The following is a 23,605-nucleotide window of genomic DNA, read 5'->3' on the forward strand; positions in this document are numbered from 1 at the left end:
CAGTAACTTTTGACCTTTCAAGTGGTCATCTCTTGGCAAGTTCCTAAATGAAGGATACAAAGTCCTCAAACGGCAAAAGGAGTATACCCATGCAGGCAGATCTGATCATCAGAAACGGGACCGTCGTCTCTCATCGTGGCATCGACAAGCTGGACATCGCCATCAAAGATGAAAAGATCGTTGCGATTGGGGATGTGGGTGGCGTTAGCGCGAAAGATGAGATTGATGCCTCGGGCCTCCATATCCTGCCTGGCGTGATCGATAGTCAGGTCCATTTTCGCGAACCAGGGCTTGAGCACAAAGAGGATCTGGCAACAGGAACAGCTGCCGCTGCCATGGGCGGCGTTACTGCAATCTTTGAAATGCCAAATACCAATCCGTTGACGCTGACCGCTGCTGATATGGCTGATAAGGTTCGCCGCGGACGGGAGAAGGCTTGGACTGATTTTGCCTTCTTTATTGGGGCAGCAGCCGAGAATGTGGAGCATCTTCCAATGCTGGAGCGGCAGGAAGGAGTAAGCGGCGTTAAATTGTTTATGGGCTCTTCCACAGGTAGTTTGCTTGTCGATAATGATGAAGATATCCGCAAAGTACTAAGCGCTGGCGTTCGCCGGGTTGCCATTCATGCTGAGGATGAACCAAGACTGTTGGAGCGGCGTCACCTTGCAGTCGATACAGTTCACAATCATCCGATCTGGCGGGACGAGATTGTTGCCTATCGGGCAACAGAACGCGTGTTGAAGATTGCAAGGGAAACCGGCCGCCGCATTCATGTCCTGCACATCACGACCAAGGATGAGATGGATCTCCTCGCGCAGTATAAAGACATTGCAACCGTTGAAACAACGCCGCAGCATTTAACTCTCTCCGCACCAGACTGCTACGATCAGCTTGGCTCTTATGCGCAGATGAACCCACCCATTCGTACCGAAGATCACCGGCAGGGAATTTGGAAGGGTGTCCGCGATGGTGTTGTCGACGTGATCGGATCTGATCATGCCCCACATACCAAAGAAGAGAAAGCCAATGCCTATCCAGCGAGCCCGTCTGGGATGCCGGGTGTACAGACCCTGTTGCCGCTTATGCTGGATCACTGTAACAAGGGAGAGCTTTCCTTGCAGCATGTGATGGACTTGACCTCAGCTGGCCCATCTCGGATTTATGGCGTTGCAGGAAAAGGGCGCATAGCTCTGGGCTTTGACGGCGATCTCACCTTGATCGATCTTAAGCGCAAACAGGAAATTACGTCTGACTGGCTTCAATCCAAGTGCGGTTGGTCACCATTTGAAGGCAAGGTTGTCGAGGGCTGGCCGGTTGGAACCATCATCCGCGGTCGGCAGGTCATGCGGGATGGAGAACTCCTAGGTCCTTCTGCTGGTCAACCAGTCAAGTTTCAGGAATGTCTCTAATCGGATCCCAAAAAGGGGGATGTGCGTTACACATTCCCCTTGGCAACAAAATAGGGATTGTCATGGCCGTCTTTGCCATAGCCAAGTGGCTTGCCATCCAGGGTTTCCACTGATCCGCCTGCCGCTTCCAAAATAGCCTGACCCGCACCAATATCCCATTCCATAGTGCGACCCATCCGTGGATAAAGATCAGCGTTTCCTTCTGCCACTAGACAAAGCTTGAGGGAGGAACCTGCCGAAATAAGATCCGCGACATCAAACTTGTTGATGTAGTCATCGGTTTCCGGGGTCCGGTGAGACCGGCTTGCCACCACCGTCAGGCCATCAGCTGGCGTCGGACGGACTGTGATCTTTGCCGTGTTGCCTGCCTCGTCAATTTTGTAGGCTTCGCCCTTATCATAGGCATAATATGTGGTGTTTTTTGCAGGTACATGAATGACGCCCATAGTGGGTTTGCCATTTTCTACGAGCGCTATATTGACCGTAAACTCGCCTCTTTTATGGATGAACTCCTTGGTGCCGTCCAATGGGTCAACCAGCCAGAATGTTCCGCCTGATAGATCCGGTACGCGGCCTGCTTCAACACTTTCCTCTGCAAGTACTGGAATATCTGGCGTTGCCTTGGTTAAGCCTTCCAGAATGACTTTTTCCGCAGCCACGTCAGCTTCCGTAACCGGGGAGCTGTCGTCCTTGGTATTGACCTCGAAATCCCGATTGTAAATTTCCAGAATAACAGCGCCAGCATCGATGGCGATCTGGGTAATTGTCTCGGAAAGGGTTTTGCGATTTTCGATCATGTCCAGCCTTTGGCAATTGTCAGTTCCGTTTTCGGCACAATACGGAATTTCAACTTTGTGTCACCTGTTAATTCATGGCCTTTACAAGAACTGAGATGAGGGAGATAGTGGGCGCATGAAGGAATTCGAAGTCTCACCCGACATATCAGATCCTCGCCTGTTCGAGGAAGTGGAAGGCCTTGATCACGAAGGTCAGACCTTTTCGATACCAGTAATCGTTGAAAAACCGCTTGCCCTTTATTTGAACTCCCGGGAAATAGTGACAATGATGACCATTGGCGATTATCCAGAATATCTCGCCATTGGGTATTTGCTGAACCAGAATATGCTGAGCCCATCGGATCAGGTGACGGGTGTGGAATATGATGAGGATTTGGAGGTTGTGATCGTCCGAACGGAGAATGAGGCTGATTTTGAGGATAAGCTCAAGAAAAAGATCCAGACCTCAGGATGTGCGCAAGGCACCGTTTTTGGCGATGTCATGGAAAAGTTTGAGGATGTCGCATTGGATCAGGCTGCAGTTTTAAAAACCTCCTGGATCTATGAGCTATCCAGAAAAATTAATCGGCAACCCTCTCTCTATCTGAAGGTAGGTGCCATTCATGGCTGTGTCTTGTGTGAGGGAAATACTCCTCTTATCTATATGGAGGATGTAGGCCGTCACAACGCAATTGACAAAATAGCCGGGTATATGTGGTCCAAGGGGATTTCTCCTAAAAATAAAATTTTTTATACAACCGGGCGCCTGACGTCGGAAATGGTGATTAAAACGGTACAGATGGAAATCCCGATCCTCATTTCACGAAGCGGTTTCACAGCCTGGGGCGTTGAGCTTGCCCGGCAAGCCGGACTCACTCTGATTGGTAGGGCTAAAGGGAAGCGCTTCCAATGTGTTTCGGGGATTGATCGTCTTGAATTTGATGCTGATCCAGAAGCCGTTATGGAAGAAGACAGGAAACATCAAAGAAAGGGAAGCCAATGACAGAAGCTGGTTCAACATTGCCACCTTGTGTCATCCTGGCTGGAGGACAATCTCGTCGTATGGGCGGGGAGCATAAATTCCTGAAAACGTTGGGTGGAATGAGCCTGATGGATCGAGTGATCCAAACCATAAAGCCACAAGTCAGTGATATCCTGATCAATAGTAATACCCCGATTTCTCGAGATGATTACCCAATTGTTTCTGATATGGTGGATGGGCATTTGGGTCCACTTGCTGGGATCTTGACGGGTCTTAAGTACTTTAAAGATCAAGGAAGCAAGGCGACCCATTTGCTGTGCGTGCCGTCTGACGCACCCTTTATTCCATTAGATCTTGTGAAGCGTTTAACCGAGGGTTTAAGTGGCAAGATTTACTCAATTTCCATGGCTTATTCAGATCACCGGATTCACCCGGTTATTTCCCTTTGGCCTTTTGCATTGCTGGAAGATCTTGAAAAAGCTGTAACAGAAGAAAATCTTCGGAAAATACTGGTTTTTGCAGAACGTTATAGCTTGAGAAGCGTGGAATGGCCGATTGAGGGTGGAGATCCTTTTTTCAACATCAATCGACCTGAGGATCTTGAAGAAGCAGCAAATCGGCTCATCGATTAGTCTTAGCGAATGCCGGTTTCAAACTCTTCTGAGGAATAGCCAAGTTCGGATAGCCCTTCCTCCAGATAATCCCCTAGCTGGCCCATATTGATCAGGTAATCGGCAATATGTTCTGGATTGATATTATCTACTTCTGCCAGTGCATCTTCCCATTCATCAGCACCAAATGATCCGCGTCCAATCCAGGCGAGAGCAACCAGATCCTGCTTTTCTTCGATGTTAAATTTGTTAATCACCCGCCGAAGCTCAATATAACGATCATCTTCTTTCTCAGAAAATTCCATCTCATCGTCGATAACCGGGAGATCAACAAAATCGTCTCCTCCTTCTTCCTCATAGGAAGAATTTAGGGCAAGGGCCTTGATTATGACATCACAGACTTTTTCGACAGCAATTTGCAACATGGGGTCACTCTGATTGATGTAATATATTGAATCAGATTTTTCTTAATTAAAAGTAATTTGTGTCCTGAAAACGAGAAACCTAAGAAAGGGGCAAGCCCATCAGCTCTTCTCGTCGAGCCTCTACCCGTTCGGTGAGGAACTGGCTCACCGCTTTGATCCGCGCCAGATCATGAATATCTTCAGGAGTATTCAGCCAGTAGGTCCGCTCAACCTTAATTTCATTGGGTAGCAGGCAAACCAGTTCCGGATATTGATCTGCCACAAAGCAATGCATGATATTCAGGCCACCACCGGCCAGGGCCGCTTGAAATTGAAACACAATGCTGGAACTTTTTAAAGTTACGTTCGGGTTAGAGACAAATTCGCTCAAATACAGCATTTGCGGATCCGGGACGAGCTCATCAATATAAGACACAAAATTATGGTCCTTTAAGTCCGCCATGGTTTTGATCGGAGCATGATTTGCAAGATAGCTCTTACTTGCATAAAGGCGCAGCGTATAGTCGGTCAGTTTCTTTGAAATTAGACGACCTGATCTCGGGCGCTCCAACGTAATGGAGAGATCAGCCTCCCGCTTTGAGAGGCTTACAAATCGATCATTGGCGACAAACTCAAGCTCGATCTCGGGATGTAGGGCTTGAAACAGGGGCATATCGCGGGACAAAAACTGACTGCCAAATCCTTCCGGGACACCCAGGCGAACAACGCCTGTTAGGTTTCGGTTAGCGCCGCCCACCATATCCTGGATCGTCGCGGAGGCGCTTTCCATCTGTTCTGCCTCTTTGAGTAATCGCTCGCCTGCTGAGGTGAGAACATAACCACGGGGGGAACTTTCAAACAGTTTGGCATCCAGTTCCGCCTCCAGGGTTGCAATCCGGCGGCTCACAGTCGTATGGTCTACCTTCAGGGCTTTAGCCACTTCCGTCAGTCGGCCTTTGCGGCTAAGCTCCAGAAAGAAACGGATATCATTCCAGTCAAACATCATCAGTATCCGGTTGTGTATTTTTGCACATAGTATCTGCAATCTTACCTGATTACTTTGCATTTATACCCATGTAAAGTACCGGACATCAAATGACCTTTATGGGAGCGAAACAGATGACAACCCAGATCAAGCATTACATTGGCGGGAAACTGGTCGAAGGCAAATCCGGCCGGACCAGCCCGGTCTATAACCCAAGCACGGGCGAGCAGACAAAAGAATGCCCTTTGGCAACTGAGGCAGAAGTTGGTGATGCAATTGCCAATTCCCTGGAAGCTTTTCCAGAATGGGCAAATACATCGCCGATTACGCGCGCACGGGTAATGTTCAAGTTTAAGCAGCTTGTTGAAGATAACATGGATGAGTTGGCAGCTCTGCTCTCCAGCGAACATGGTAAAGTTCACTCCGATGCGAAAGGCTCCATCATCCGAGGTTTGGAAGTTGTTGAATTTGCCTGCGGTATTCCGCATCTCCTGAAAGGCGAGTTCTCTGACAATGTTTCCTCTGGCATTGACATGTACAGTATGCGGAAACCTCTTGGCGTTGTTGCCGGTATTACACCGTTTAACTTCCCGGCCATGGTTCCAATGTGGATGTTTGCAGTTGCCATCGCCTGCGGTAATACTTTTGTTTTGAAACCATCTGAGAAAGACCCATCTCTGCCAGTTCGTCTGGCTGAGCTGATGTTGGAGGCAGGCGCTCCTGCAGGTGTGCTGAATGTTATTCACGGTGACAAGGTTGCAGTGGATACGCTCCTAGACGATGAGCGCGTTAAAGCCATCAGCTTTGTGGGTTCTACCCCTATTGCGAAATATGTCTATTCCCGCGCGGCAGCGGCCGGCAAGCGGGTACAGGCCATGGGTGGTGCGAAAAACCACATGGTCATTATGCCAGACGCAGATATGGATAAAGCTGCTGACGCTCTGATCGGTGCTGGTTACGGTTCTGCCGGTGAGCGCTGCATGGCGATCTCTGTTGCCGTTGCGGTTGGCGATGCTGGTGACCAGCTGATGGAACGTCTTGCTCCGCGAGTTGCGGAACTGAAAGTCGGTCCAAGTGCTGATGATGGCGATATGGGTCCACTGGTAACCAAAGAGCATCTTGAAAAAGTGAAGGGTTATGTTGACCTTGGTATCACTGAAGGTGCGGATCTGGTTGTTGATGGCCGGAACTTCTCCATGCAGGGCTATGAAAACGGCTATTACATGGGTGGTTGTCTGTTTGATAATGTGACAACTGACATGCGGATTTACAAAGAGGAAATCTTTGGTCCAGTTCTGTCTGTTGTTCGCGCGCCAGACTTCAACGATGCGATCTCAATGGTCGACAAGCATGAGTTTGGTAATGGTACCTCAATCTTCACCCGGAACGGTGACGTGGCTCGTGCCTTCTCCAACAATGTGGAAATCGGTATGGTTGGTGTGAACGTTCCGATCCCCGTGCCGCTTGCCTTCCACAGCTTCGGTGGCTGGAAAGCATCTGCATTTGGTGATCACAACCAGCATGGTCCAGAAGGCGTCCGCTTCTATACAAAAGTGAAAACCGTGACATCCCGTTGGCCGGACTCAATCAAGGCCGGTGCGGAATTTGTCATGCCTACACATAAGTAACAAAGATAAGGCGTTCCGAAAAACTCGGGACGCCTTTTTTGCCTGGGAGGACACAATGGCAAAAATAGGATTCATCGGTGTTGGAAATATGGGCGGCCCAATGGCCCTAAATCTTCTGAATGCCGGACATAATGTCAAAGTTTTCGATCTCTCTGAAGCTGCTGTTAAAACCTGTGTCGATGCAGGTGGTGAAGCCGCTGCCAGCGCAAGCGACGCTGCAAAAGGCGTCAACATCGTCGTCAGCATGTTGCCCAAAGGGGATCATGTGCGGGGTGTTTACCTTGGAGATGATGGCGCCCTTGCTGCCGCTGATGAAGGGACTTTGTTTATTGACTGTTCTACGATTGATGTCGCGACGGCTCGTGAAGTTGCCGAGGCTGCAGCAGCTCGCGGCATGATGATGGTAGATGCACCGGTCTCCGGTGGTGTTGGTGGTGCCGCTGCGGGAACCCTGACCTTTATGGTAGGTGGTCCAGCAGGTGCTTTTGAAGCGGCAAAACCAGTTCTAGAGGTGATGGGTGCCAATATTGTTCATACCGGCGCATCTGGTAATGGTCAGGCAGCCAAAATCTGCAACAACATGATCCTCGGGATTTCCATGATTGCGGTATCAGAGGCCTTCGTGTTGGGTGAAAAGCTGGGGCTGGATCACCAGACCCTTTTTGATATTGCATCGACAGCTTCTGGTCAGTGTTGGTCACTCACAACTTACTGTCCAGTTCCAGGGCCTGTTCCGACGTCACCGGCCAATAATGACTATAAGCCTGGCTTCACGGCGCAAAATATGCTGAAGGATTTGAACCTGTCGCAGGAAGCGGCCAAAGGGTACGACGCCAATACAGCACTTGGTGCAGCCGCCATGGCACTTTATGAGAAATATGCGGCCAGTGATGGTTCCGAGATGGATTTCTCCGGGATCATCAATATGATCCGCGAAAGCTAAGAGATAGGGCCATGACCAACATCATGGCCCTTTCTTTTTGAGTATTGATCCCCCACAGACAGGATTTAAAGATGGTCAAACATATTTCTTCGGGCTCTCCTTTTGAGGAGCAAATTGGCTACTCCCGTGCAGTTGTTGATGATATGTACGTGCATGTGGCCGGAACCACAGGCTATGATTACAGCACCATGTCCATGCCTGAAACGCCGCTTGAGCAAACCGTTCAGTGCCTCAAAAATATTGAGCAAGCTTTACAGGAGGCAGGCTCCTCCCTCGATAAGGTGGTACGGACAACCTATATCCTGCCCGACCGCAACGATTTTGAAGCCTGTTGGCCGGCGCTTCGTGAAGCTTTCTCTATTGCCAAGCCGGCCGCGACCATGTTTCAGGCCGAATTAATGGATAGTTCCATGAAAATTGAAATTCAGGTAACGGCCCTCAAATAAAAAGGATGAAGGCTTATCAATTATCTGCTGAAATCTCAGCAATGAGCGCTGGAAGTTCAGTTATCGTTTCCAGATGATGATAGCGGGCGTTTCCGGTTGGGGCGTCCGCTTTTTCCATGGCCCATTCAATTTCGGAAGGGACATGTACGCCCCAGGCACCAACGGCGACCGCTGGCACAATATCTGATTTCAGCGAGTTGCCGACCATCATGCTCCGCTTTGGTCCATCTCCATACTGTTCAAAAATTCGAAGGTATGTTTCCTCTGTTTTTTCTGAAACAATCTCCACACCATCGAACAATTCTCCGAGGCCAGATTGAGCAAGCTTTCGTTCCTGGTCAAACAAGTCACCCTTGGTAATCAGAAGGATCCGATAGGTTCCTGCTAATTGTTTGAGTGTTTCAGTAACGCCCGCCATAGGCTCTGCCGGGTGATCATGCATTTCCCGTCCTGCATTCAGAATTTCCTGAATGATATGGGCAGGAACTGTCCCGTTTGTGATCCGGATTGCCGTCTCGACCATGGATAACGTAAATCCTTTGATGCCATACCCGTAATAACGCAGATTTTGTCTTTCGGTTTCCAGCAAATGATCGTACAGACTTTCATCAGCGCCATGATCATAGAGAAGTTCAAGAAAGCGCTTTTCGGTCAATTTGAAGATTTTTTCGTTCTCCCAAAGCGTGTCATCTGCATCAAAGGCAATTGTCGAAAGAGGCATGGGGATCGCTTTCTGTCTCAGGCGATTATCAGGTCGCGGTTAAGTTGCATTGCACTATAAAAAGAGATTGCGCTTTTTGTAAATCTAGACCTAATAGATTTTATGAAAACAAACCTCTCCGAGAATATGCAGGGGGCTCTTCTGATGGCCGCCTGTATGGCTTCCTTCGCCATTAATGATGCCTTGATCAAATCCTCGTCAGCTTATTTTCCGCTGGTGCAGGCGATCTTTTTGCGGTCTCTCTTTACCACAGGTTTTCTGGGCGCGATGGCAATTTACAAGCGGACTCCGTTTCGCGTAATTGCTCTGTCCGACTGGAAGCTTATCGGGCTTCGGAGCTTTGGCGAAGTTATCGGAGCGTTTTTGTTTCTCTATGCGGTTTTCAATATGCCGCTGGCGAATGCGACAGCCATTCTGCAATCCCTGCCATTAGCTGTGACAGTTGGCGCCGCCATATTTTTGAAGGAACCAGTGGGTTGGCGCCGCTACATGGCGGTAGGTATTGGCTTCTTGGGGGTAATAATCATTGTGCAACCGGGGACGGAAGGCTTCACATCTATCTCCTTCTTTGCGCTGGCAGCTGTGGTTTTTATCATGATCCGCGATCTTTCGACCCGGCGGATTTCAAGGGCTGTACCATCGTCGGCTGTCTCCTTGATAACTTCTGCCTGCATTACCGTTGTTTCAGGAATCGCACTGGCCTTCATTGATTGGGAACCAGTTACCTGGACAGGGATTTCCATCCTCTTCGCCGCGTCTATTTTCGTCATTTGTGGCTATATCCTGAGTGTTAGCGCTGTCCGGGTCGGTGAGGTGGGGTTTGTTTCTCCGTTCCGCTACACGATCCTGATCTTCTCAATGATCCTCAGCATCCTCGTCTTTGGCGATATCCCCGATGCGGGCATGCTGATCGGCAGCGCAATCGTTGTCGCCATGGGCATCTACACCTTCTACAGAGAGCGAAAAGTAAAGGCGTGAGGTCTTTGGTAAAAAATCTACACAGAGAAAAAAGATAAATGGCGCAGAAGCCGTGTGTTGAATTTATTTTTATGTCCGGATAGGTTGAAACCTTCATGTTTATTGGGAGGGGGAGCAGTTGCGTCATTTATTTCTGCTATCATTAGTATTGAGCTTTATAGTCTTGGCTAATCCATTTACATCGCTTTATGCAGATGAAGTTGATGAGATGGTTAAAATTTTGAATGAGGAAGTTCGCAAGGGAAATGCTGACGAGTTTGCGAAGAAAATCGCAGAAACTTCAAAAGATGAAGACCGGTTTTCAGAATTCAACTACGTAAAATTTGGCAAGCAGGCTGGTGACTTTATCGATGCAATAAAAATTTACGGTGATTATGTTAGTCACGACAGCCTAAAAAAACGTGAGTGCGGAGAGAGAATTGCTCGTGTGGTTTCTGTATTTTTTATGACGGAAGGCCACGTCGCAATAGATTACTGGTTTTTTAAGCCAGTAGACAAATGGGTTTTGTCCTCTTTTAATGTTAAAGGACAGGCTGGGGCAACAAGCTTCATCCAAAAGCTATCGGAGATATCGAGCACAAGCTGTTGATAATCGCCATCATTGTATTATTCACATTTTCTCAAAAAACGCTTTGAGGGAGCTTGCGTACTCAGCGTGGGAATTGTCTTGCTGCAACCCTTCAAGGGCGATGTCAGCGACGCTTTCCTCGATGGCTTTGCCGCGGCGCTCTTTCAACAAGGCCTCTGTAAAGCCCGGGCCATGTTCTGGATGAGGTTGCAGAGACTGACAGCTTTCAGAATAACGAATACCTGCAAAAGGGCAGAAGTCGGACCGATGGGTAACTGTTGCCCCATTTGGTAGCTTGATCACCTGATCCTGGTGGAAGGCGAGGAGCTTGGCTCTCTTGCCGGTTTCCAGATTTTCATACTCATGGAACCCAACGCCCCAGCCTTTATCAGATTTGACAACTTCACCGCCGAGAGCCTGCGCCATGATCTGATGACCAAAGCAGATACCGACAGTTGGCCGGTTGCTTTTTGCTAACGCGCGAATAAAAGCTTCAAGGGGAGGGATCCAGTCATGATCCTCATAGGCGCCATGTTTGGAACCTGTAATGATCCAGCCGTCACAGTCCTCGATACTTTCAGGAAATTCCCCATCTACAACCGCATAGGTTACATAGTCAAAGCTATCGGCCCCCAGCATGTTGATAAACATGTCTGGATATTCACCAAATTGTTCGCCTAGTGGGCCGCCGACCTTGCCGGTCTGCAATATACCTATTCGTTTCACTTCTATCGTACCTGGGACGGAATTAGGATTGAGAGGAATTCTCCACCTGAACGGCGCAGAACTTGACTTCAGCAATCTTACCAAATGGGTCCAGGGCATCATTTGTCAAGAGATTAGCGGCCGCCTCTGCATAGCAGAAGGGGATAAACACCATACCCTGTTGTATCGCTGCATCGGCACGGGCGCGAAGGCGCAATTCTCCCCGGCGGGAGCGAACAGTGACAAAATCCCCCGAGGTGAGCTGAAGACTTTCCATCATGGCCGGAGAGATCTGAACCGTGGGTTCAGGCTCTACCGCATCCAGGACTGTGGCCCGGCGAGTCATGGACCCTGTATGCCAATGTTCGAGCAATCGCCCGGTTGTTAGAATGATCGGGTAGTCTTTGTCCGGAACTTCATCTGGCGCAATGAGATCAGCAGGTACAAACTTGCCGCGTCCGCTCGGGGTTGGGAAGCTATCCGTGAAGATCAGCGGATGCCCCGGATCGTCCTCAGAGCTACAGGGGTAAGTAATGGAGTGCTCACGATCCACCCTCTCCCAACTCATGCCTTTTATGCTGTCCATTACCTGGGTCAACTCAGCAAAAACGTCTCTTGGGTGGTCGTAATGCCAATCTAGGCCAAATCGCTTGGCCATTTCCTGAATAATCCAAAGATCTTGACGCGCATCGCCCGGGGGATGAAGAGCTGCCCGGCCCATCTGGACCTGACGGTTGGTGTTGGTAACTGTCCCGTCCTTTTCCGGCCAGGCGGAAGCGGGCAAAATGACATCTGCATAAGCCGCAGTCTCCGTCAGGAACAGATCCTGCACGACCAGCATATCCAACATGCTAAGAGCTTCTCTGGCATGGGTTACGTTGGGATCGGACATTGCGGGGTTTTCACCCATGATATACATGCCGCGAATATCGCCCTTGTGAACTGCAGCGGTAATTTCGACAACTGTCAGCCCATTGTTTGGGTCGAGTTCTGCCCCCCAGAAGTTTTCAAATTTTTCGCGAACAATGGGGTCCTCAACTGACTGGTAGTCGGGGAGGAACATAGGGATCAAGGCCACATCGGAAGCCCCTTGTACATTATTTTGGCCGCGAAGCGGATGCAGGCCGGTACCGGGGCGTCCAACCTGTCCAGTCATCAGAGAAAGAGAGATCAGGCAGCGAGAATTGTCTGTCCCATGGACATGTTGGCTAATGCCCATACCCCAAAAAATGATTGCCGCCTTGGCTTTCGCAAACAGGCGGGCTGCGCCGCGGACATCATCAGCCGGGACGCCCGTTATGTCTTCCATCTCTTCTGGGCGATAGCCATGAAGGTGAGATTTCAGGCTTTCAAAATCTTCGGTTTGATTGGCGATATAATCCTTGTCGACTAGGTCTTCATCAACGATGACCTGCATCATGGCATTGAGAAGCGCAACGTCGCTGCCCGGTTTTTCCTGCAGATGGTAGGCCGCGTGTCGGCTAAGCGCCTGATGCCGCGGATCAATGATGATCAGTTTTGTTCCTTTCTTGGCAGCGTTTTTAAAGAAAGTCGCTGCGACGGGATGATTAACCGCTGGATTGGCCCCGATGATGATTATGACATCTGAATTCTCGGCCTCATTAAACGGGGCGGAGACGGCACCAGATCCTACTGTTTCCAGTAGCGCCGCAACCGAGGATGCATGGCAGAGCCGGGTGCAGTGATCCACATTGTTGGAGCCAAAACCCGTTCTCACCAATTTCTGGAATAGATAAGCCTCTTCGTTTGATCCTTTGGCAGATCCAAATCCAGCGAGCCCACGGGGCCCTTTTTTCTCTTTCACTGCCAGCAGCCCCGATGCAGCTTTATCCAGTGCCTCTTCCCATGTTGCTTCGCGAAAATGGGTGTAAGGATTGGCAGGGTCCAATCCTTCTATATCTGATTTGGCAATTCCGTCTTTTCGAATGAGCGGCTTGGTGAGCCGATCTGGATTGTGAATATAGTCAAATCCAAAACGCCCTTTAACACAAAGCCGCTCTTCATTGGCCGGGCCATCTCGCCCATCAACAGAGATAATCCGATTGCCTTTTACGTTGTAGGTTAGCTGACACCCCACACCGCAGAAAGGGCAGACACTGTCTACTTTTCGCTCAATTTGACTATCAGGAACCCAGGATTTTTCCAGCAGGGCGCCTGTCGGGCAAGCCTGCACACATTCCCCGCACGCAACACAGGTGCTATCACCCATTGGATCATCGAAGTCGAACACAATCTTTGAGTTGAACCCACGACTTGCCATTCCGATCACATCATTAGCCTGAACCTCCCGGCAGGCCCGGACACAAAGGTCGCAGTTGATGCAGGCTGTAAGGTCCACATTCATGGCGGGATGAGTTATGTCCTGAAGGTCCGCATCGCGATCTCTGGCAAATCGGCTGTTTTTTATTCCTGTAAGATCCGACATTTGCCAAAAGTGGCTTTCCGGATCAGGGGCCTTGTTTCTGGTGGGCTGATCCGCGATCAGCATTTCCATGATCATCTCACGTGCCTTGCTGGCCCGCTCAGTTTCTGTTTTGACAACCATTCCCTCACTTGGAGTTCGCATACAGCTTGGTGCGAGGACGCGTTCGCCCTCGATTTCCACCATGCAAGCCCGGCAATTGCCATCAGCTCTGTAACCTGGTCGATCCGCATGACAAAGATGGGGGATTAAGTTGCCAGCCTCTTTCGCAATTTCCCAAATGGTTTGACTGCCGTCCGTCTCGATTTCCTGTCCGTCCAGGGTGAAGCGAATGCTCTTTGTCATGACAGCTCCTCCGGAAAATATTTCATCAGGCAAAGAAGGGCATTGGGTGCAGCCTGACCGAGGCCGCAGATAGAGGCATCGCGCATCACGGCACTCAACTCTTCTAGTAAAGGTTGGTCCCAGCTGTCAGCTGCCATAAGATCGAGAGCTTTGATCGTTCCGATCCGGCAGGGTGTGCATTGACCGCAGCTTTCATCCTCAAAAAACCGCATCAGGTTACGGCAAACATCTTTCAGGTCATCCTGATCTGACAGGACAATGACCGCAGCAGAGCCAATAAAGCATCCATGTTCTTCCAGCGTTCCAAAGTCGAGCGGGATATCCGCCATGCTGGCAGGCAGCATCCCACCTGAGGCCCCGCCCGGCAGGTATGCGCGGAAAACATGCCCGTCTTCCATGCCGCCGCCATATTCTGTAATCAGTTCTGTCGCTGTTATACCGGCGGGAACCCTATAAACCCCAGGTTTCTTCACATGACCGGAGAGGGAAAAAGTCCTGAACCCTTTTGAGGAATGGCGGCCTCCGTCCTGATACCAGTCGGCACCTTTGGTTAAGATGTCGGGCAGCCAGTAAAGGGTCTCCACATTATTGATAAGGGTCGGACGACCAAAAAGGCCAACATGTGCTGGAAATGGCGGCTTTTGGCGGGGCAGGGCACGTTTCCCCTCCAGGCTCTCAAGCATGGCGCTTTCCTCGCCGCAGATATAAGCGCCTGCGCCGCGCCTTAAATGTATGGGCCGTCCCTTTGTCAGTCCTGCAATCTCAAGATCTGCAATCGCAGTTTTCAAAATACGGGCTGTATCCGGATACTCATCTCTCAGAAAGATGTAGATAGCCTCAGCATCTACCAGATCTGCCCCGATCAGCATGCCTTCCAGAAACTGATAGGGATTTGTGTTCATGTAGTAGCGGTCTTTGAACGTACCTGGCTCGCTTTCATCTGCGTTCACGGCCATCAGGCGCGGTCCGGGGATGGAGCAGACAGATTCTATTTTCATGGCATGCGGAAAACCGGCCCCACCAAGTCCGCGATGCCCGCTTTTCTTCAATTCATCAATGACAGTCTGATAATCCAGATCCCCGTCACAGATTTTCTGGAGCAGCTTGAAACCACCATTTTCGCAATAGTCCGAATAGGACAAGTGATCCAAATCGACTTGAGATGCAGTATTGCCTGTCAGCGCTTTATCAATGGCGAATTTACTATTCTCTATTGTTGCCTTGGTGACGTATTGATCCTCAAGGCGCACAACAGGTGCTTTATCGCAGCGCCCCATACAGGCGCCATGGGTAACCTGGACTGACTTGCCATAGTTTTCCGTCAGCTGTTCTGTAAGGTTTCTGGAACCCTTAAGCTCACAAGTTAAACTATCGCAGACCTTGACGGTCAGCCTCGGTAAATCCTCCTCTGTCTCAGCAACAACAAAGTTGTGATAGAAGGTCGCAACTTCGTAAACCTCTGCAAGTGACAGACGTGTTTCTGTGGCAAGCGCGGCCAGATGATCTTTAGCCAGATAACCGAACTCATCCTGTAACCGATGGAGATGTTCAATTAGAAGGTCTTTGTCCCGGGGCATATCTTTCAAGATCGCCCTGACTTCTTCTAAAGCCCGCGGGCTCGCCTGACGGCCTCTTGGGGCATAGCGACCTTTGCGGTTCTGACGTGCCTTGCCCGGCGCAGCAGTTGTCTGCGCAAATGATGCGGTCTTGCTCAATGACCTATCCTCACATTCCCAAACACTGTGCTTACCCTATCGTTCTCTCGAGGGCTGGCTTGTGCTGGATCGACTCCCATTATCTTATCAGCGGCGATTGGTTGTCCCTTTTTTGACAGGGGGATTAATCTTCACCAAAAGCCTTTTTTTGCATTTCCTGCAGTTCTTGATCACTCAGTCCTTCCAGTTCAACGATGCTGGCAATGATGAGTTGTTTGCCAGCATGCTGGAAATTGACCGTGACCCGATCAGCTATCGCTGATTGAACCTGTCCAATGCCCCAGTCAGGTTTTCCGGGGTGTTTTACAAATTGGCCAGGAGAAAAAAATGCAATCATTTGAAATCACTTGGTTGATTGTTAGGGGTAGAGTGTAGCAAACTGTCCGCCACGGGTAAAAGGTTCCTTTCAACCTCAATGTGATTATGCGGGATGCCAAAGACAATGATTGATCTGAAATTGACGGCCTTGATGAGTTCAAAGCTTTGTCACGATATCATCGGGCCGGTTGGGGCGGTGAATAACGGTATCGAGTTGCTGCAGGACGAGAGCAATGCCGATATGCGGGAGCAGGCGGTTGAGCTCGTGAGCCAAAGTGCCGGAGAGGCGGCGGCCCGGCTTCAGTTTTATCGTCTGGCCTATGGTCTTGCTAGTGGTATGGGTGCAGAAGTGTCCGTTCGGGATGCAAGAGCCCTATGTCGTTCGTTTCTTTCATTTGGAAAAGTGGAGCTGGATTGGCCGGATGAAGCAGGAGGTGCTGAAAATCTGCCGAAGGAAGCCATTAAGGTAATTTGTAATCTGACAGCGATTGCGGCTGGTGCTTTGTCAAGAGGAGGCAAGCTTGTCGTCTCTGGTGATGTGGCGGATGGAAATTGGTCCTTTGAATTTCGGGCAGCGGGAATGCGGGCAGGACTTCGTGAGGAAATCACCAAGACACTTGTAGATGGCTACAACGAAGAGGAGCTCTCGACCCAAAATGTTGGCGCTCAGTACATGATGGCAATCTGCGAAAACTATGGTTTCAAGGTGGAAATTGCCAGCATGGAGGAAGACCTTGTAGTTCTGACTGCAAAATCCGCTTAAATAATTCTTGGTAAAAAAAATTGGTTAATAAGGGCACCCTCGGGTGCCTTTATTTGTTTGCCGGCGCAAGATTAGGTCCTGCCTAGGCTGCGGCTTTCCTGATTTCACTCTAATTTTCACAAACTTCTAATTTTCTTCCAAAAGGGGTCGCTGGCGTAACCGCTTGTTAACCTCTTTCCATCATTCTACGCTCATCTTAGTGGCAAAGTTTATATGTAAGGCCTGCTGTGGCGGGGAGAAAATAAGACCATGGATGATCTGTTAAGCGAATTTTTGACCGAAACCAACGAAAATATTGGAATCGTAGACGCGGCGTTGGTTGCGCTTGAACAAAATCCTGACGATCCTAGTCAGATTGACAACATTTTCCGACTTGTTCATACCATCAAGGGTACTTGCGGCTTCCTCGGACTTCCCCGTTTGGAAGCAGTCGCCCATGCCGGTGAAAACGTTCTCGGTAAAATTCGTGACAACGAACTGACTGTGACCCCGGATGTGGTGACGATCATTCTCGAAGCCATGGACGTGATTAAAGATCTCTTGGATACGCTGGAGCAGACAGAGCAGGAACCAGAAGGTGATGATGCAGACCTCATTGCCCGCCTGAACGATGTTGCTTATGGAACAGGTGCCGCCGCCACTGCCGCGCCTGCCGCTTCAGATGATAACGTTGTTGAGCTAGCAGGCGAGGTAAGTGAAGCGGAACTGGAAGCCGCGTTCCAGGCAGCAGAAGGACCTGAAGAAACACCTGCCGCAGCTCCGGTTGAGCCGGAACTAGATCGGGATCTAAAACCAGGTGAGGTTTCACTGGAAGAATTGGAAGCAGCGTTTAACGCAGCGCCAGGACCAGATGATGAGCCTGTATTGGAAGCCGAACCGGTGGAAGAACCAGCACCAGTAGTAGCAGAAGCGCCAGCAGAAGCGGCTGTTTCTAAGAAGCCTGCCGGTGGTGAAGAAGCCAAGAAAGAATCCTCTCTTGCCAACCAGAGCATCCGCGTAAACGTGGAGCTTCTGGAAGATCTGATGACAATGGTAAGTGAGCTTGTCCTGACCCGTAACCAGCTTTTGCAGATGGTTCGCGGAATGGATGATAATGAGTTTACTGTGCCGCTGCAGCGCTTGAGCCATGTAACAACTGAGCTTCAGGAAGGTCTGATGAAGACCCGGATGCAGCCAATTGGCAACGCCTGGTCCAAGCTGCCACGTATTATTCGGGATCTCAGCCACGAACTTGGCAAGAAGATCGATCTGGTCATGCACGGCGCAGAAACAGAACTGGACCGTCAGGTTCTCGAACTGATCAAGGATCCTTTGACACATATGGTTCGGAACTCTGCTGACCATGGTCTTGAAACTCCTCAAGAGCGGGTGCAAGCCGGTAAGAAGGAAACAGGTCGCGTAGTCCTGGATGCGTATCACGAAGGTGGTCACATCATCATCACCATTTCGGATGATGGTCGCGGTCTGAACGTTGACAAGATCAAGAAGAAGGTCATTGAAAACGGTCTGGCTTCTGAAGCTGAGCTTGAGAATATGAGCACTCAGCAAATCCAGAACTATATTATGCGTCCTGGTTTCTCGACAGCTGAGAAAATTACAAACGTATCTGGTCGTGGTGTGGGAATGGACGTGGTCCGCTCCAACATCGAGAAAATTGGCGGTACGGTTGAGCTGAAATCCGAAGACGGTAAAGGCTCTATTTTCACCATCAAGATTCCACTGACACTGGCAATTGTCTCTGCTCTTATCGTTGAATGTGCTGGTGAGCGTTTTGCAGTTCCACAAATTAGTGTTGTTGAACTGGTTCGCGCCTCAACGGATGGTGAGAGCGAAAACACAATTGAGCAGATTAATGACTCTCCGGTCCTGAGACTGCGGGATCGTCTGCTGCCACTTGTTCACTTGAATGACATCCTGCGTTTGGAAACTGCTGCAGATGAAGTTGCTGAACAGAGTGAAGTTAAAGGCTCTGAAGAGTTTATTATCGTAACCCAGGTCGGCGCCTACACATTTGGTATTGTTGTTGACCGCGTCTTCGACACTGAAGAGATCGTTGTGAAGCCGGTTGCTCCAATCCTGCGTCACCTCTCCATCTTCTCCGGAAACACAATTCTGGGTGATGGTAGCGTGATCATGATCCTGGATCCAAACGGTATTGCCTCACAAACTGGCGAAAACGTCATCGCGGATCACCAGGTTGAGGAAGAAGCAGGCAAGAGCTCAATGGAAACTGACAAGGTTGCAATGCTGATCTGCCGTGCAGGTGGACAGGAGCCGAAAGCTGTACCGCTTTCTCTGGTTGCTCGCCTCGAAGAAGTTGATGTGGACAGCATTGAAATGACAAATGGTCAGATGGTTGTTCAATATCGCGGCAAGATCATGCCTCTGGTCACTATGAGCCCGGATTGCAAAATGGTCGAAACCGGCCGTCAGCCAATTCTGGTCTTTACGGATAATGACCGGACCATGGGTCTGGTGGTCGATGAAATCGTTGATATCGTAGAAGATACGCTGAATGTCGAAATGTCCTCTCATGTCGAGGGAATGATTGGTAGTGCCATCATCCGCGGTAAGGCGACAGATGTTCTGGATGTCGGTTACTATCTGCAGAAATGCTTCGGTGACTGGTTCGGTGGTAACGAAACAGCAGCCTTTGGATCTGACCGTGCTCACCAGAGAATCTTGCTAGTGGACGACAGCCCGTTCTTCCGGAACATGCTGGTTCCACTCCTCTCTGTAGCTGGATATGAAGTCAGCACTGCGGAAAACCCAAAACAGGCGCTGGCACTCCGGGAGGCTGGCAAAGAATTCGATATCATTGTCAGCGATATTGAGATGCCTGAAATGGATGGCTTCCAGTTTGCTGAAGAAGTTCTCAAAGATGATCGCTGGGCGGACACACCAATTATCGCCCTTTCATCCCATACAACACCACAGGATTTCGATCGTGGTCGTCAGGTTGGTTTCTCCGACTATGTGGCTAAGTTTGATCGGGATGCCCTGATGAATACATTGTCTCAAACATTGCGTGCTGGCGGAGGTGCTAGATGAGTAGCAACGAATTGCAGGAATTTGTAACGGTTACGATTGCCGGACAGATGTTCGGAATCCCTGTTCTGCAGGTTCATGATGTCCTTGGCAGCATTAAACTGACAAATATTCCACTCGCTCCAATGGAAGTGGCTGGTGCACTGAACCTCCGGGGACGCATTGTGACATGCATTGATGTTCGTAAGCGTCTTGGGCTTCCAACGCCGGATGATGCAGCTCATCAGATGAGCGTGGTTGTGGAGCATCACGGTGAACCCTATTCACTTCTTATTGATAGCGTCGGGGAGGTTCTCAGCCTGAAAACGGATCAGATTGAAATGAACCCGGCAACACTTGAGCCGAGATGGCGGGAAGTTTCTTCAGGGATCTACCGGTCTGAAAACAAGCTGATTGTGATCTTGCAGATTGATCGTCTGCTTGATTTCGCAGGAGCATCCGTCGCGGCCTAATAAACTATAAGGGATAATATCGTTATGACCTCGTGTCTGATTGTGGATGATTCAAAAGTTGTCCGTATGGTGGCCAGGCGGATTTTGCAGGATCTGAATTTTGCCTGTATTGAAGCGGAGGATGGCAAGGGAGCCATGGACGTGTGTCTGGACAAGATGCCAGATGTCATTCTATTGGACTGGAACATGCCAGTTATGAACGGCATCGATTTTCTTCGGGAACTTCGAAAAGCAGACGGGGGATCTGAGCCTGTTGTTGTCTTCTGTACGACAGAAAACGATATGGCCCATATTCGGGAAGCAATATCAGCCGGCGCGAATGAATATATCATGAAGCCTTTTGATCGGGCGATTATTGAAGCCAAATTTTCGCAGGTAGGGGTCCTTTAGTGAACCAGATTGTTCCGTCGTTGATCGGGGAAACTAGAACGAGAATGAAAACACCATATCGGGTAATGATTGTTGATGACTCCGCGGTTATCCGGGGGTTCCTATCACGTTGGCTGAACGAGGAAGCCGACATTGAAGTTGTTGCCTCAGCTGTAAATGGTGCCGTAGCACTTAAAGAATTTGAAAAACACCGTCCTGAGATTGTGGTTCTGGATATCGAAATGCCAGAAATGGACGGGATGACGGCGTTGCCGAAACTGATCGAGATGGATCGGGACGTTAAAGTCATCATGGCATCCACTTTGACCTTGCGAAATGCTGATATCAGTATGAAAGCCTTGGCAAAGGGGGCTGCTGACTATATTCCAAAACCGGAAAGCACACGTCAGGCTGACGATAAGGAGATTTTTCATCGGGATTTGGTCGCTAAGATCAAGGCTCTTGGTGAAACCCGTCGCCGGAAGCTCGGCGAGCAGACACCTCCGCCAGTCCAGCCTACGCGTAAAGAATTGCCTCCTGTCGCCTCAGCGAGTGGCGGGCTTTACAAAGGCGCGAATGTGGAGCTGCGACCTTTCCGCTCCAACGGTTTGTTGCCAAAAGCCTTAGCAATCGGTTCATCTACAGGTGGCCCACAAGCTCTTTTCTCTCTGTTTGAGAAGTTGAAAGGGAAGCTGGCATCAATTCCTGTGTTTATTACGCAGCACATGCCTGCGACTTTTACCGCCATTTTGGCAGAGCATCTTTCCAAGATCGCAGGCATCCCGTGCCGCGAAGCTGTCGATGGTGAAAAAGTTGAGAACGGTCATATTTATCTCGCACCGGGTGACTGGCATATGACTGTCGTTAAAGATGGTACTGACTTGAAAATCAGTCTCAATCAAAATCCGCCGGAAAATTTCTGTCGCCCGGCGGTTGATCCTATGCTCAGGAGCCTGGATACCGTTTTTGGTAGCCGTCTTCTAACGGTCATCTTGACCGGTATGGGGCAGGATGGACAGAAAGGTTGTGAGCAATTGGCAAAATCCGGGGGGTACGTAATTGCTCAAGATGAAGAATCGAGTGTTGTCTGGGGTATGCCTGGTGCAGTTGCAACTGCAGGACTGTCAAATGCGGTACTGCCGCTGACAAGCATTCCAGGAGCCATCGAGAACGCACTAACAGGGAGACCGTCATGAATAGTCAGGACTTCCAGCTTTTTAGTACCCTCGTAAGAGATCGATCTGGGCTCGTGCTGAGTGAAGACAAGGTCTATTTGCTTGAAAGCCGACTTGTCCCATTGGCGCGTCAGCGGGGCCTCAATACACTTGAGGATCTGGCAAACGAGCTTCGCCGGTCGAACGATGAAAAGCTGAAAGAAGATATCACGGAAGCGATGACGACGAACGAAACGTTCTTCTTCCGGGATAATAAACCTTTCGACATCTTCAAGGAAAACATCCTGCCGCATCTTCTGAAGACACGGTCTGCCAACAAGACTTTACGGATTTGGAATGCAGCCTGCTCAACAGGGCAAGAGCCATATTCTGTTGCGATGCTGTTAAAAGAGGAAGCGGCCAAGATGGCAGGGTGGCGTGTTGAAATACTCGCGACCGATATCTCAAATGAAGTTTTGGAGAAAGCCAAATCTGGTCTTTATTCCCAGTTTGAGGTTCAGCGGGGTCTTCCGATCCAATTGCTCATCAAATATTTCCAACAAATCGGGGAAATGTGGCAGATTGATAGCTCTATTCGGGCTATGGTCAAATTCCAGAAACTGAACCTTCTGGAGCCTTTGAGTAGCCTTGGGACGTTCGATGTCATTTTCTGCCGGAATGTGTTGATCTATTTTGATCATCCGACAAAAGCTCAGGTTCTCAAGCAGATGCATAAGATCATGGCGCGTGATGGTGCCCTGTTCCTTGGCGGTGCTGAGACGGTTCTGGGGATTTGTGATGATCTGAACCCTGTGAGCGGCCTTAAAGGTGTATACACGCCAGCCCAGGGTGGGGTGCTCGCAGCAGCGGGTTGATCTATATCCATTTCTTGTTAGCGGTTATGCCGCAGCAGTAATCCATTTAAAAAAGCCGCCTTGTGAACAAGGCGGCTTTTTGGTTGAGAGATGTTATTTTGAGTTTAGCTTGCTTTGGCACTCCGGCTTTCCTCTGGATCCCGAAGTACGTATCCGCGTCCCCAAACTGTTTCGATGTAATTGTCCCCATTTGTTGCTGACGCCAGTTTCTTGCGCAGTTTACAAACAAATACGTCGATGATTTTCAGTTCAGGCTCATCCATACCGCCGTAGAGGTGGTTGAGGAACATTTCTTTCGTCAGGGTCGTGCCCTTGCGAAGGCTCAAGAGTTCCAGCATACCATATTCCTTACCTGTAAGATGTAGACGCTGTCCGTCCACTTCTACAGATTTGGAGTCCAGGTTGACCGTGAGCTTGCCTGTTGAGATGGTTGATTGCGCATGCCCTTTAGAGCGACGGACAATTGCGTGGATCCGTGCAATCAGCTCATCTTTATTAAATGGTTTGGTTAAGTAATCGTCTGCACCAAAGCCCAGTCCTTTAACCTTGTCGTCTGGTTCAGACATACCGGAAAGGATCAGGATGGGAGTTGACACTTTGGCTGTCCGTAGTTTTTTCAGAACATCGTAACCGGACATGTCTGGCAATCCCAGATCCAGGATAATGATGTCGTAATCATACAGTTTGCCAAGATCTACGCCTTCTTCGCCAAGATCAGTGGTATAAACATTCAAACCTTCGGCATTTAGCATCAATTCGATGCCACGTGCCATTGAACTATCGTCTTCGATTAATAATACCCGCATTGAGTTGGACCTCCTATTAAGGCGATATTGTTAAGATTCTAGCTTAACAAATGGTTAACGGCAAAGCTAAAAAATTAACTAATTTATCAAGGAGGATTATTTATCCTTTACGAAACTTTAAAAGATGTCAGGCAAAGTGTATGTCCAGAGGATAAATGTCA

At 49.6% G+C, this 23,605-nt stretch carries 23 protein-coding genes; 14 read left to right on the forward strand and 9 right to left on the reverse strand.

From position 1 onward, the window contains the following. Window positions 1-47 precede the first annotated feature (47 nt). Window positions 48-1,409 carry a dihydroorotase gene (locus tag HH301_RS07455; protein WP_169568084.1) on the forward strand — a complete coding sequence of 454 codons (1,362 nt, stop codon included), beginning with the start codon at window positions 48-50 and terminating at the stop codon, window positions 1,407-1,409. Window positions 1,410-1,435: 26 nt separating this feature from the next. Here HH301_RS07455 and cysQ read toward each other — a convergent pair whose 3' ends face one another. After that, complete coding sequence (gene cysQ, locus HH301_RS07460; protein WP_169568086.1) at window positions 1,436-2,206, reverse strand: 3'(2'),5'-bisphosphate nucleotidase CysQ; 771 nt, start codon at window positions 2,204-2,206, stop codon at window positions 1,436-1,438. A 115-nt stretch (window positions 2,207-2,321) separates the two neighbouring features. Here cysQ and HH301_RS07465 point away from each other — a divergent pair, with 115 nt between their 5' ends. Then, the gene (locus HH301_RS07465) at window positions 2,322-3,188 is read left to right on the forward strand and encodes a formate dehydrogenase accessory sulfurtransferase FdhD (protein ID WP_169568088.1); all 867 of its coding nucleotides are present in this window, start codon (window positions 2,322-2,324) and stop codon (window positions 3,186-3,188) included. Continuing rightward, complete coding sequence (gene mobA / locus HH301_RS07470; RefSeq protein ID WP_206378219.1) at window positions 3,185-3,799, forward strand: molybdenum cofactor guanylyltransferase MobA; 615 nt, start codon at window positions 3,185-3,187, stop codon at window positions 3,797-3,799. The genes HH301_RS07465 and mobA overlap by 4 nt, the downstream gene beginning before the upstream one ends. Window positions 3,800-3,801: 2 nt before the next feature. Here the strand turns inward: mobA and HH301_RS07475 are convergent, their stop codons facing one another. Continuing rightward, entirely contained in the window at window positions 3,802-4,203 is a 402-nt protein-coding gene (locus HH301_RS07475; protein WP_169568090.1) for a DUF3775 domain-containing protein, read from the reverse strand. Between the two features lie 79 nt (window positions 4,204-4,282). Next, window positions 4,283-5,185 (reverse strand): LysR family transcriptional regulator, encoded by a 903-nt coding sequence (locus HH301_RS07480; RefSeq protein ID WP_206378220.1) that lies wholly within the window; start codon window positions 5,183-5,185, stop codon window positions 4,283-4,285. A 116-nt stretch (window positions 5,186-5,301) separates the two neighbouring features. Between HH301_RS07480 and HH301_RS07485 the strand changes: the two genes are divergently transcribed. The 3 genes from HH301_RS07485 (at window position 5,302) to HH301_RS07495 (ending at window position 8,184) form a co-directional block, all read left to right on the forward strand. Then, on the forward strand, window positions 5,302-6,795 hold the full coding sequence (locus HH301_RS07485) for a CoA-acylating methylmalonate-semialdehyde dehydrogenase (protein ID WP_169568092.1): 1,494 nt from the start codon (window positions 5,302-5,304) through the stop codon (window positions 6,793-6,795). A gap of 55 nt (window positions 6,796-6,850) precedes the next feature. Further along, window positions 6,851-7,738 carry a 3-hydroxyisobutyrate dehydrogenase gene (gene mmsB, locus HH301_RS07490; protein ID WP_169568094.1) on the forward strand — a complete coding sequence of 296 codons (888 nt, stop codon included), beginning with the start codon at window positions 6,851-6,853 and terminating at the stop codon, window positions 7,736-7,738. A 71-nt stretch (window positions 7,739-7,809) separates the two neighbouring features. Beyond that, window positions 7,810-8,184 carry a RidA family protein gene (locus tag HH301_RS07495; RefSeq protein WP_169568096.1) on the forward strand — a complete coding sequence of 125 codons (375 nt, stop codon included), beginning with the start codon at window positions 7,810-7,812 and terminating at the stop codon, window positions 8,182-8,184. 16 nt (window positions 8,185-8,200) lie between these two features. Here the strand turns inward: HH301_RS07495 and HH301_RS07500 are convergent, their stop codons facing one another. Next, window positions 8,201-8,905: an HAD family hydrolase gene (locus tag HH301_RS07500; protein ID WP_169568097.1), complete on the reverse strand. Its 705-nt coding sequence runs from the start codon at window positions 8,903-8,905 to the stop codon at window positions 8,201-8,203. A gap of 102 nt (window positions 8,906-9,007) precedes the next feature. On the opposite strand from HH301_RS07500, the gene HH301_RS07505 reads away from it, so the two are divergent. Both HH301_RS07505 and HH301_RS07510 read left to right on the forward strand, forming a co-directional pair. Continuing rightward, entirely contained in the window at window positions 9,008-9,883 is an 876-nt protein-coding gene (locus tag HH301_RS07505; protein ID WP_169568099.1) for a DMT family transporter, read from the forward strand. A gap of 118 nt (window positions 9,884-10,001) precedes the next feature. Continuing rightward, complete coding sequence (locus HH301_RS07510) at window positions 10,002-10,472, forward strand: hypothetical protein (protein WP_169568101.1); 471 nt, start codon at window positions 10,002-10,004, stop codon at window positions 10,470-10,472. Between the two features lie 21 nt (window positions 10,473-10,493). Here HH301_RS07510 and HH301_RS07515 read toward each other — a convergent pair whose 3' ends face one another. The 4 genes from HH301_RS07515 to HH301_RS07530 all read right to left on the reverse strand — a co-directional run bounded on the left by HH301_RS07515 (window position 10,494) and on the right by HH301_RS07530 (window position 15,996). Continuing rightward, window positions 10,494-11,177: a glutamine amidotransferase-related protein gene (locus tag HH301_RS07515; protein ID WP_169568103.1), complete on the reverse strand. Its 684-nt coding sequence runs from the start codon at window positions 11,175-11,177 to the stop codon at window positions 10,494-10,496. Between the two features lie 22 nt (window positions 11,178-11,199). Then, complete coding sequence (gene fdhF, locus HH301_RS07520; RefSeq protein WP_169568105.1) at window positions 11,200-13,944, reverse strand: formate dehydrogenase subunit alpha; 2,745 nt, start codon at window positions 13,942-13,944, stop codon at window positions 11,200-11,202. Then, window positions 13,941-15,659 (reverse strand): NAD(P)H-dependent oxidoreductase subunit E, encoded by a 1,719-nt coding sequence (locus HH301_RS07525; RefSeq protein WP_169568107.1) that lies wholly within the window; start codon window positions 15,657-15,659, stop codon window positions 13,941-13,943. Before HH301_RS07525 ends, fdhF begins: the two co-directional genes overlap by 4 nt. 124 nt (window positions 15,660-15,783) lie before the next feature. Next, the gene (locus HH301_RS07530) at window positions 15,784-15,996 is read right to left on the reverse strand and encodes a DUF3553 domain-containing protein (protein WP_169568109.1); all 213 of its coding nucleotides are present in this window, start codon (window positions 15,994-15,996) and stop codon (window positions 15,784-15,786) included. A gap of 105 nt (window positions 15,997-16,101) precedes the next feature. Here HH301_RS07530 and HH301_RS07535 point away from each other — a divergent pair, with 105 nt between their 5' ends. The 6 genes from HH301_RS07535 (at window position 16,102) to HH301_RS07560 (ending at window position 22,638) form a co-directional block, all read left to right on the forward strand. After that, window positions 16,102-16,740, forward strand: a complete 639-nt coding sequence (locus tag HH301_RS07535; RefSeq protein ID WP_169568111.1) for a histidine phosphotransferase family protein — start codon at window positions 16,102-16,104, stop codon at window positions 16,738-16,740. Window positions 16,741-16,989: 249 nt separating this feature from the next. Next, complete coding sequence (locus HH301_RS07540) at window positions 16,990-19,791, forward strand: hybrid sensor histidine kinase/response regulator (RefSeq protein WP_169568113.1); 2,802 nt, start codon at window positions 16,990-16,992, stop codon at window positions 19,789-19,791. Beyond that, window positions 19,788-20,240 (forward strand): chemotaxis protein CheW, encoded by a 453-nt coding sequence (locus HH301_RS07545; protein WP_169568115.1) that lies wholly within the window; start codon window positions 19,788-19,790, stop codon window positions 20,238-20,240. The genes HH301_RS07540 and HH301_RS07545 overlap by 4 nt, the downstream gene beginning before the upstream one ends. Before the next feature lie 24 nt (window positions 20,241-20,264). Continuing rightward, window positions 20,265-20,630: a response regulator gene (locus tag HH301_RS07550; protein WP_169568117.1), complete on the forward strand. Its 366-nt coding sequence runs from the start codon at window positions 20,265-20,267 to the stop codon at window positions 20,628-20,630. Between the two features lie 44 nt (window positions 20,631-20,674). Next, complete coding sequence (locus HH301_RS07555; protein WP_206378221.1) at window positions 20,675-21,805, forward strand: protein-glutamate methylesterase/protein-glutamine glutaminase; 1,131 nt, start codon at window positions 20,675-20,677, stop codon at window positions 21,803-21,805. After that, window positions 21,802-22,638, forward strand: a complete 837-nt coding sequence (locus HH301_RS07560; RefSeq protein WP_169568119.1) for a CheR family methyltransferase — start codon at window positions 21,802-21,804, stop codon at window positions 22,636-22,638. Before HH301_RS07555 ends, HH301_RS07560 begins: the two co-directional genes overlap by 4 nt. A gap of 104 nt (window positions 22,639-22,742) precedes the next feature. On the opposite strand, the gene ctrA is transcribed toward HH301_RS07560, so the two are convergent. After that, window positions 22,743-23,444 (reverse strand): response regulator transcription factor CtrA, encoded by a 702-nt coding sequence (gene ctrA / locus HH301_RS07565; RefSeq protein WP_169568121.1) that lies wholly within the window; start codon window positions 23,442-23,444, stop codon window positions 22,743-22,745. Window positions 23,445-23,605 lie beyond the last annotated feature (161 nt).

This window comes from Sneathiella limimaris (assembly GCF_012932565.1).
GTDB classification, from domain to species: Bacteria; Pseudomonadota; Alphaproteobacteria; order Sneathiellales; family Sneathiellaceae; genus Sneathiella; species Sneathiella limimaris.

Bases quoted from the DNA above. Each gene is read 5' to 3' on its own strand.
- HH301_RS07560 (WP_169568119.1), top strand. From the start codon at position 21,802: ATGAATAGTCAGGACTTCCAGCTTTTTAGTACCCTCGTAAGAGATCGA.
- HH301_RS07480 (WP_206378220.1), bottom strand. From the start codon at position 5,185: ATGTTTGACTGGAATGATATCCGTTTCTTTCTGGAGCTTAGCCGCAAA.
- HH301_RS07455 (WP_169568084.1), top strand. From the start codon at position 48: ATGAAGGATACAAAGTCCTCAAACGGCAAAAGGAGTATACCCATGCAG.
- HH301_RS07545 (WP_169568115.1), top strand. From the start codon at position 19,788: ATGAGTAGCAACGAATTGCAGGAATTTGTAACGGTTACGATTGCCGGA.
- HH301_RS07530 (WP_169568109.1), bottom strand. From the start codon at position 15,996: ATGATTGCATTTTTTTCTCCTGGCCAATTTGTAAAACACCCCGGAAAA.
- HH301_RS07540 (WP_169568113.1), top strand. From the start codon at position 16,990: ATGGATGATCTGTTAAGCGAATTTTTGACCGAAACCAACGAAAATATT.
- cysQ (WP_169568086.1), bottom strand. From the start codon at position 2,206: ATGATCGAAAATCGCAAAACCCTTTCCGAGACAATTACCCAGATCGCC.
- HH301_RS07505 (WP_169568099.1), top strand. From the start codon at position 9,008: ATGAAAACAAACCTCTCCGAGAATATGCAGGGGGCTCTTCTGATGGCC.
- fdhF (WP_169568105.1), bottom strand. From the start codon at position 13,944: ATGACAAAGAGCATTCGCTTCACCCTGGACGGACAGGAAATCGAGACG.
- HH301_RS07485 (WP_169568092.1), top strand. From the start codon at position 5,302: ATGACAACCCAGATCAAGCATTACATTGGCGGGAAACTGGTCGAAGGC.
- HH301_RS07535 (WP_169568111.1), top strand. From the start codon at position 16,102: ATGATTGATCTGAAATTGACGGCCTTGATGAGTTCAAAGCTTTGTCAC.
- HH301_RS07495 (WP_169568096.1), top strand. From the start codon at position 7,810: ATGGTCAAACATATTTCTTCGGGCTCTCCTTTTGAGGAGCAAATTGGC.
- mmsB (WP_169568094.1), top strand. From the start codon at position 6,851: ATGGCAAAAATAGGATTCATCGGTGTTGGAAATATGGGCGGCCCAATG.
- mobA (WP_206378219.1), top strand. From the start codon at position 3,185: ATGACAGAAGCTGGTTCAACATTGCCACCTTGTGTCATCCTGGCTGGA.
- HH301_RS07465 (WP_169568088.1), top strand. From the start codon at position 2,322: ATGAAGGAATTCGAAGTCTCACCCGACATATCAGATCCTCGCCTGTTC.
- HH301_RS07550 (WP_169568117.1), top strand. From the start codon at position 20,265: ATGACCTCGTGTCTGATTGTGGATGATTCAAAAGTTGTCCGTATGGTG.
- HH301_RS07555 (WP_206378221.1), top strand. From the start codon at position 20,675: ATGAAAACACCATATCGGGTAATGATTGTTGATGACTCCGCGGTTATC.
- ctrA (WP_169568121.1), bottom strand. From the start codon at position 23,444: ATGCGGGTATTATTAATCGAAGACGATAGTTCAATGGCACGTGGCATC.
- HH301_RS07500 (WP_169568097.1), bottom strand. From the start codon at position 8,905: ATGCCTCTTTCGACAATTGCCTTTGATGCAGATGACACGCTTTGGGAG.
- HH301_RS07475 (WP_169568090.1), bottom strand. From the start codon at position 4,203: ATGTTGCAAATTGCTGTCGAAAAAGTCTGTGATGTCATAATCAAGGCC.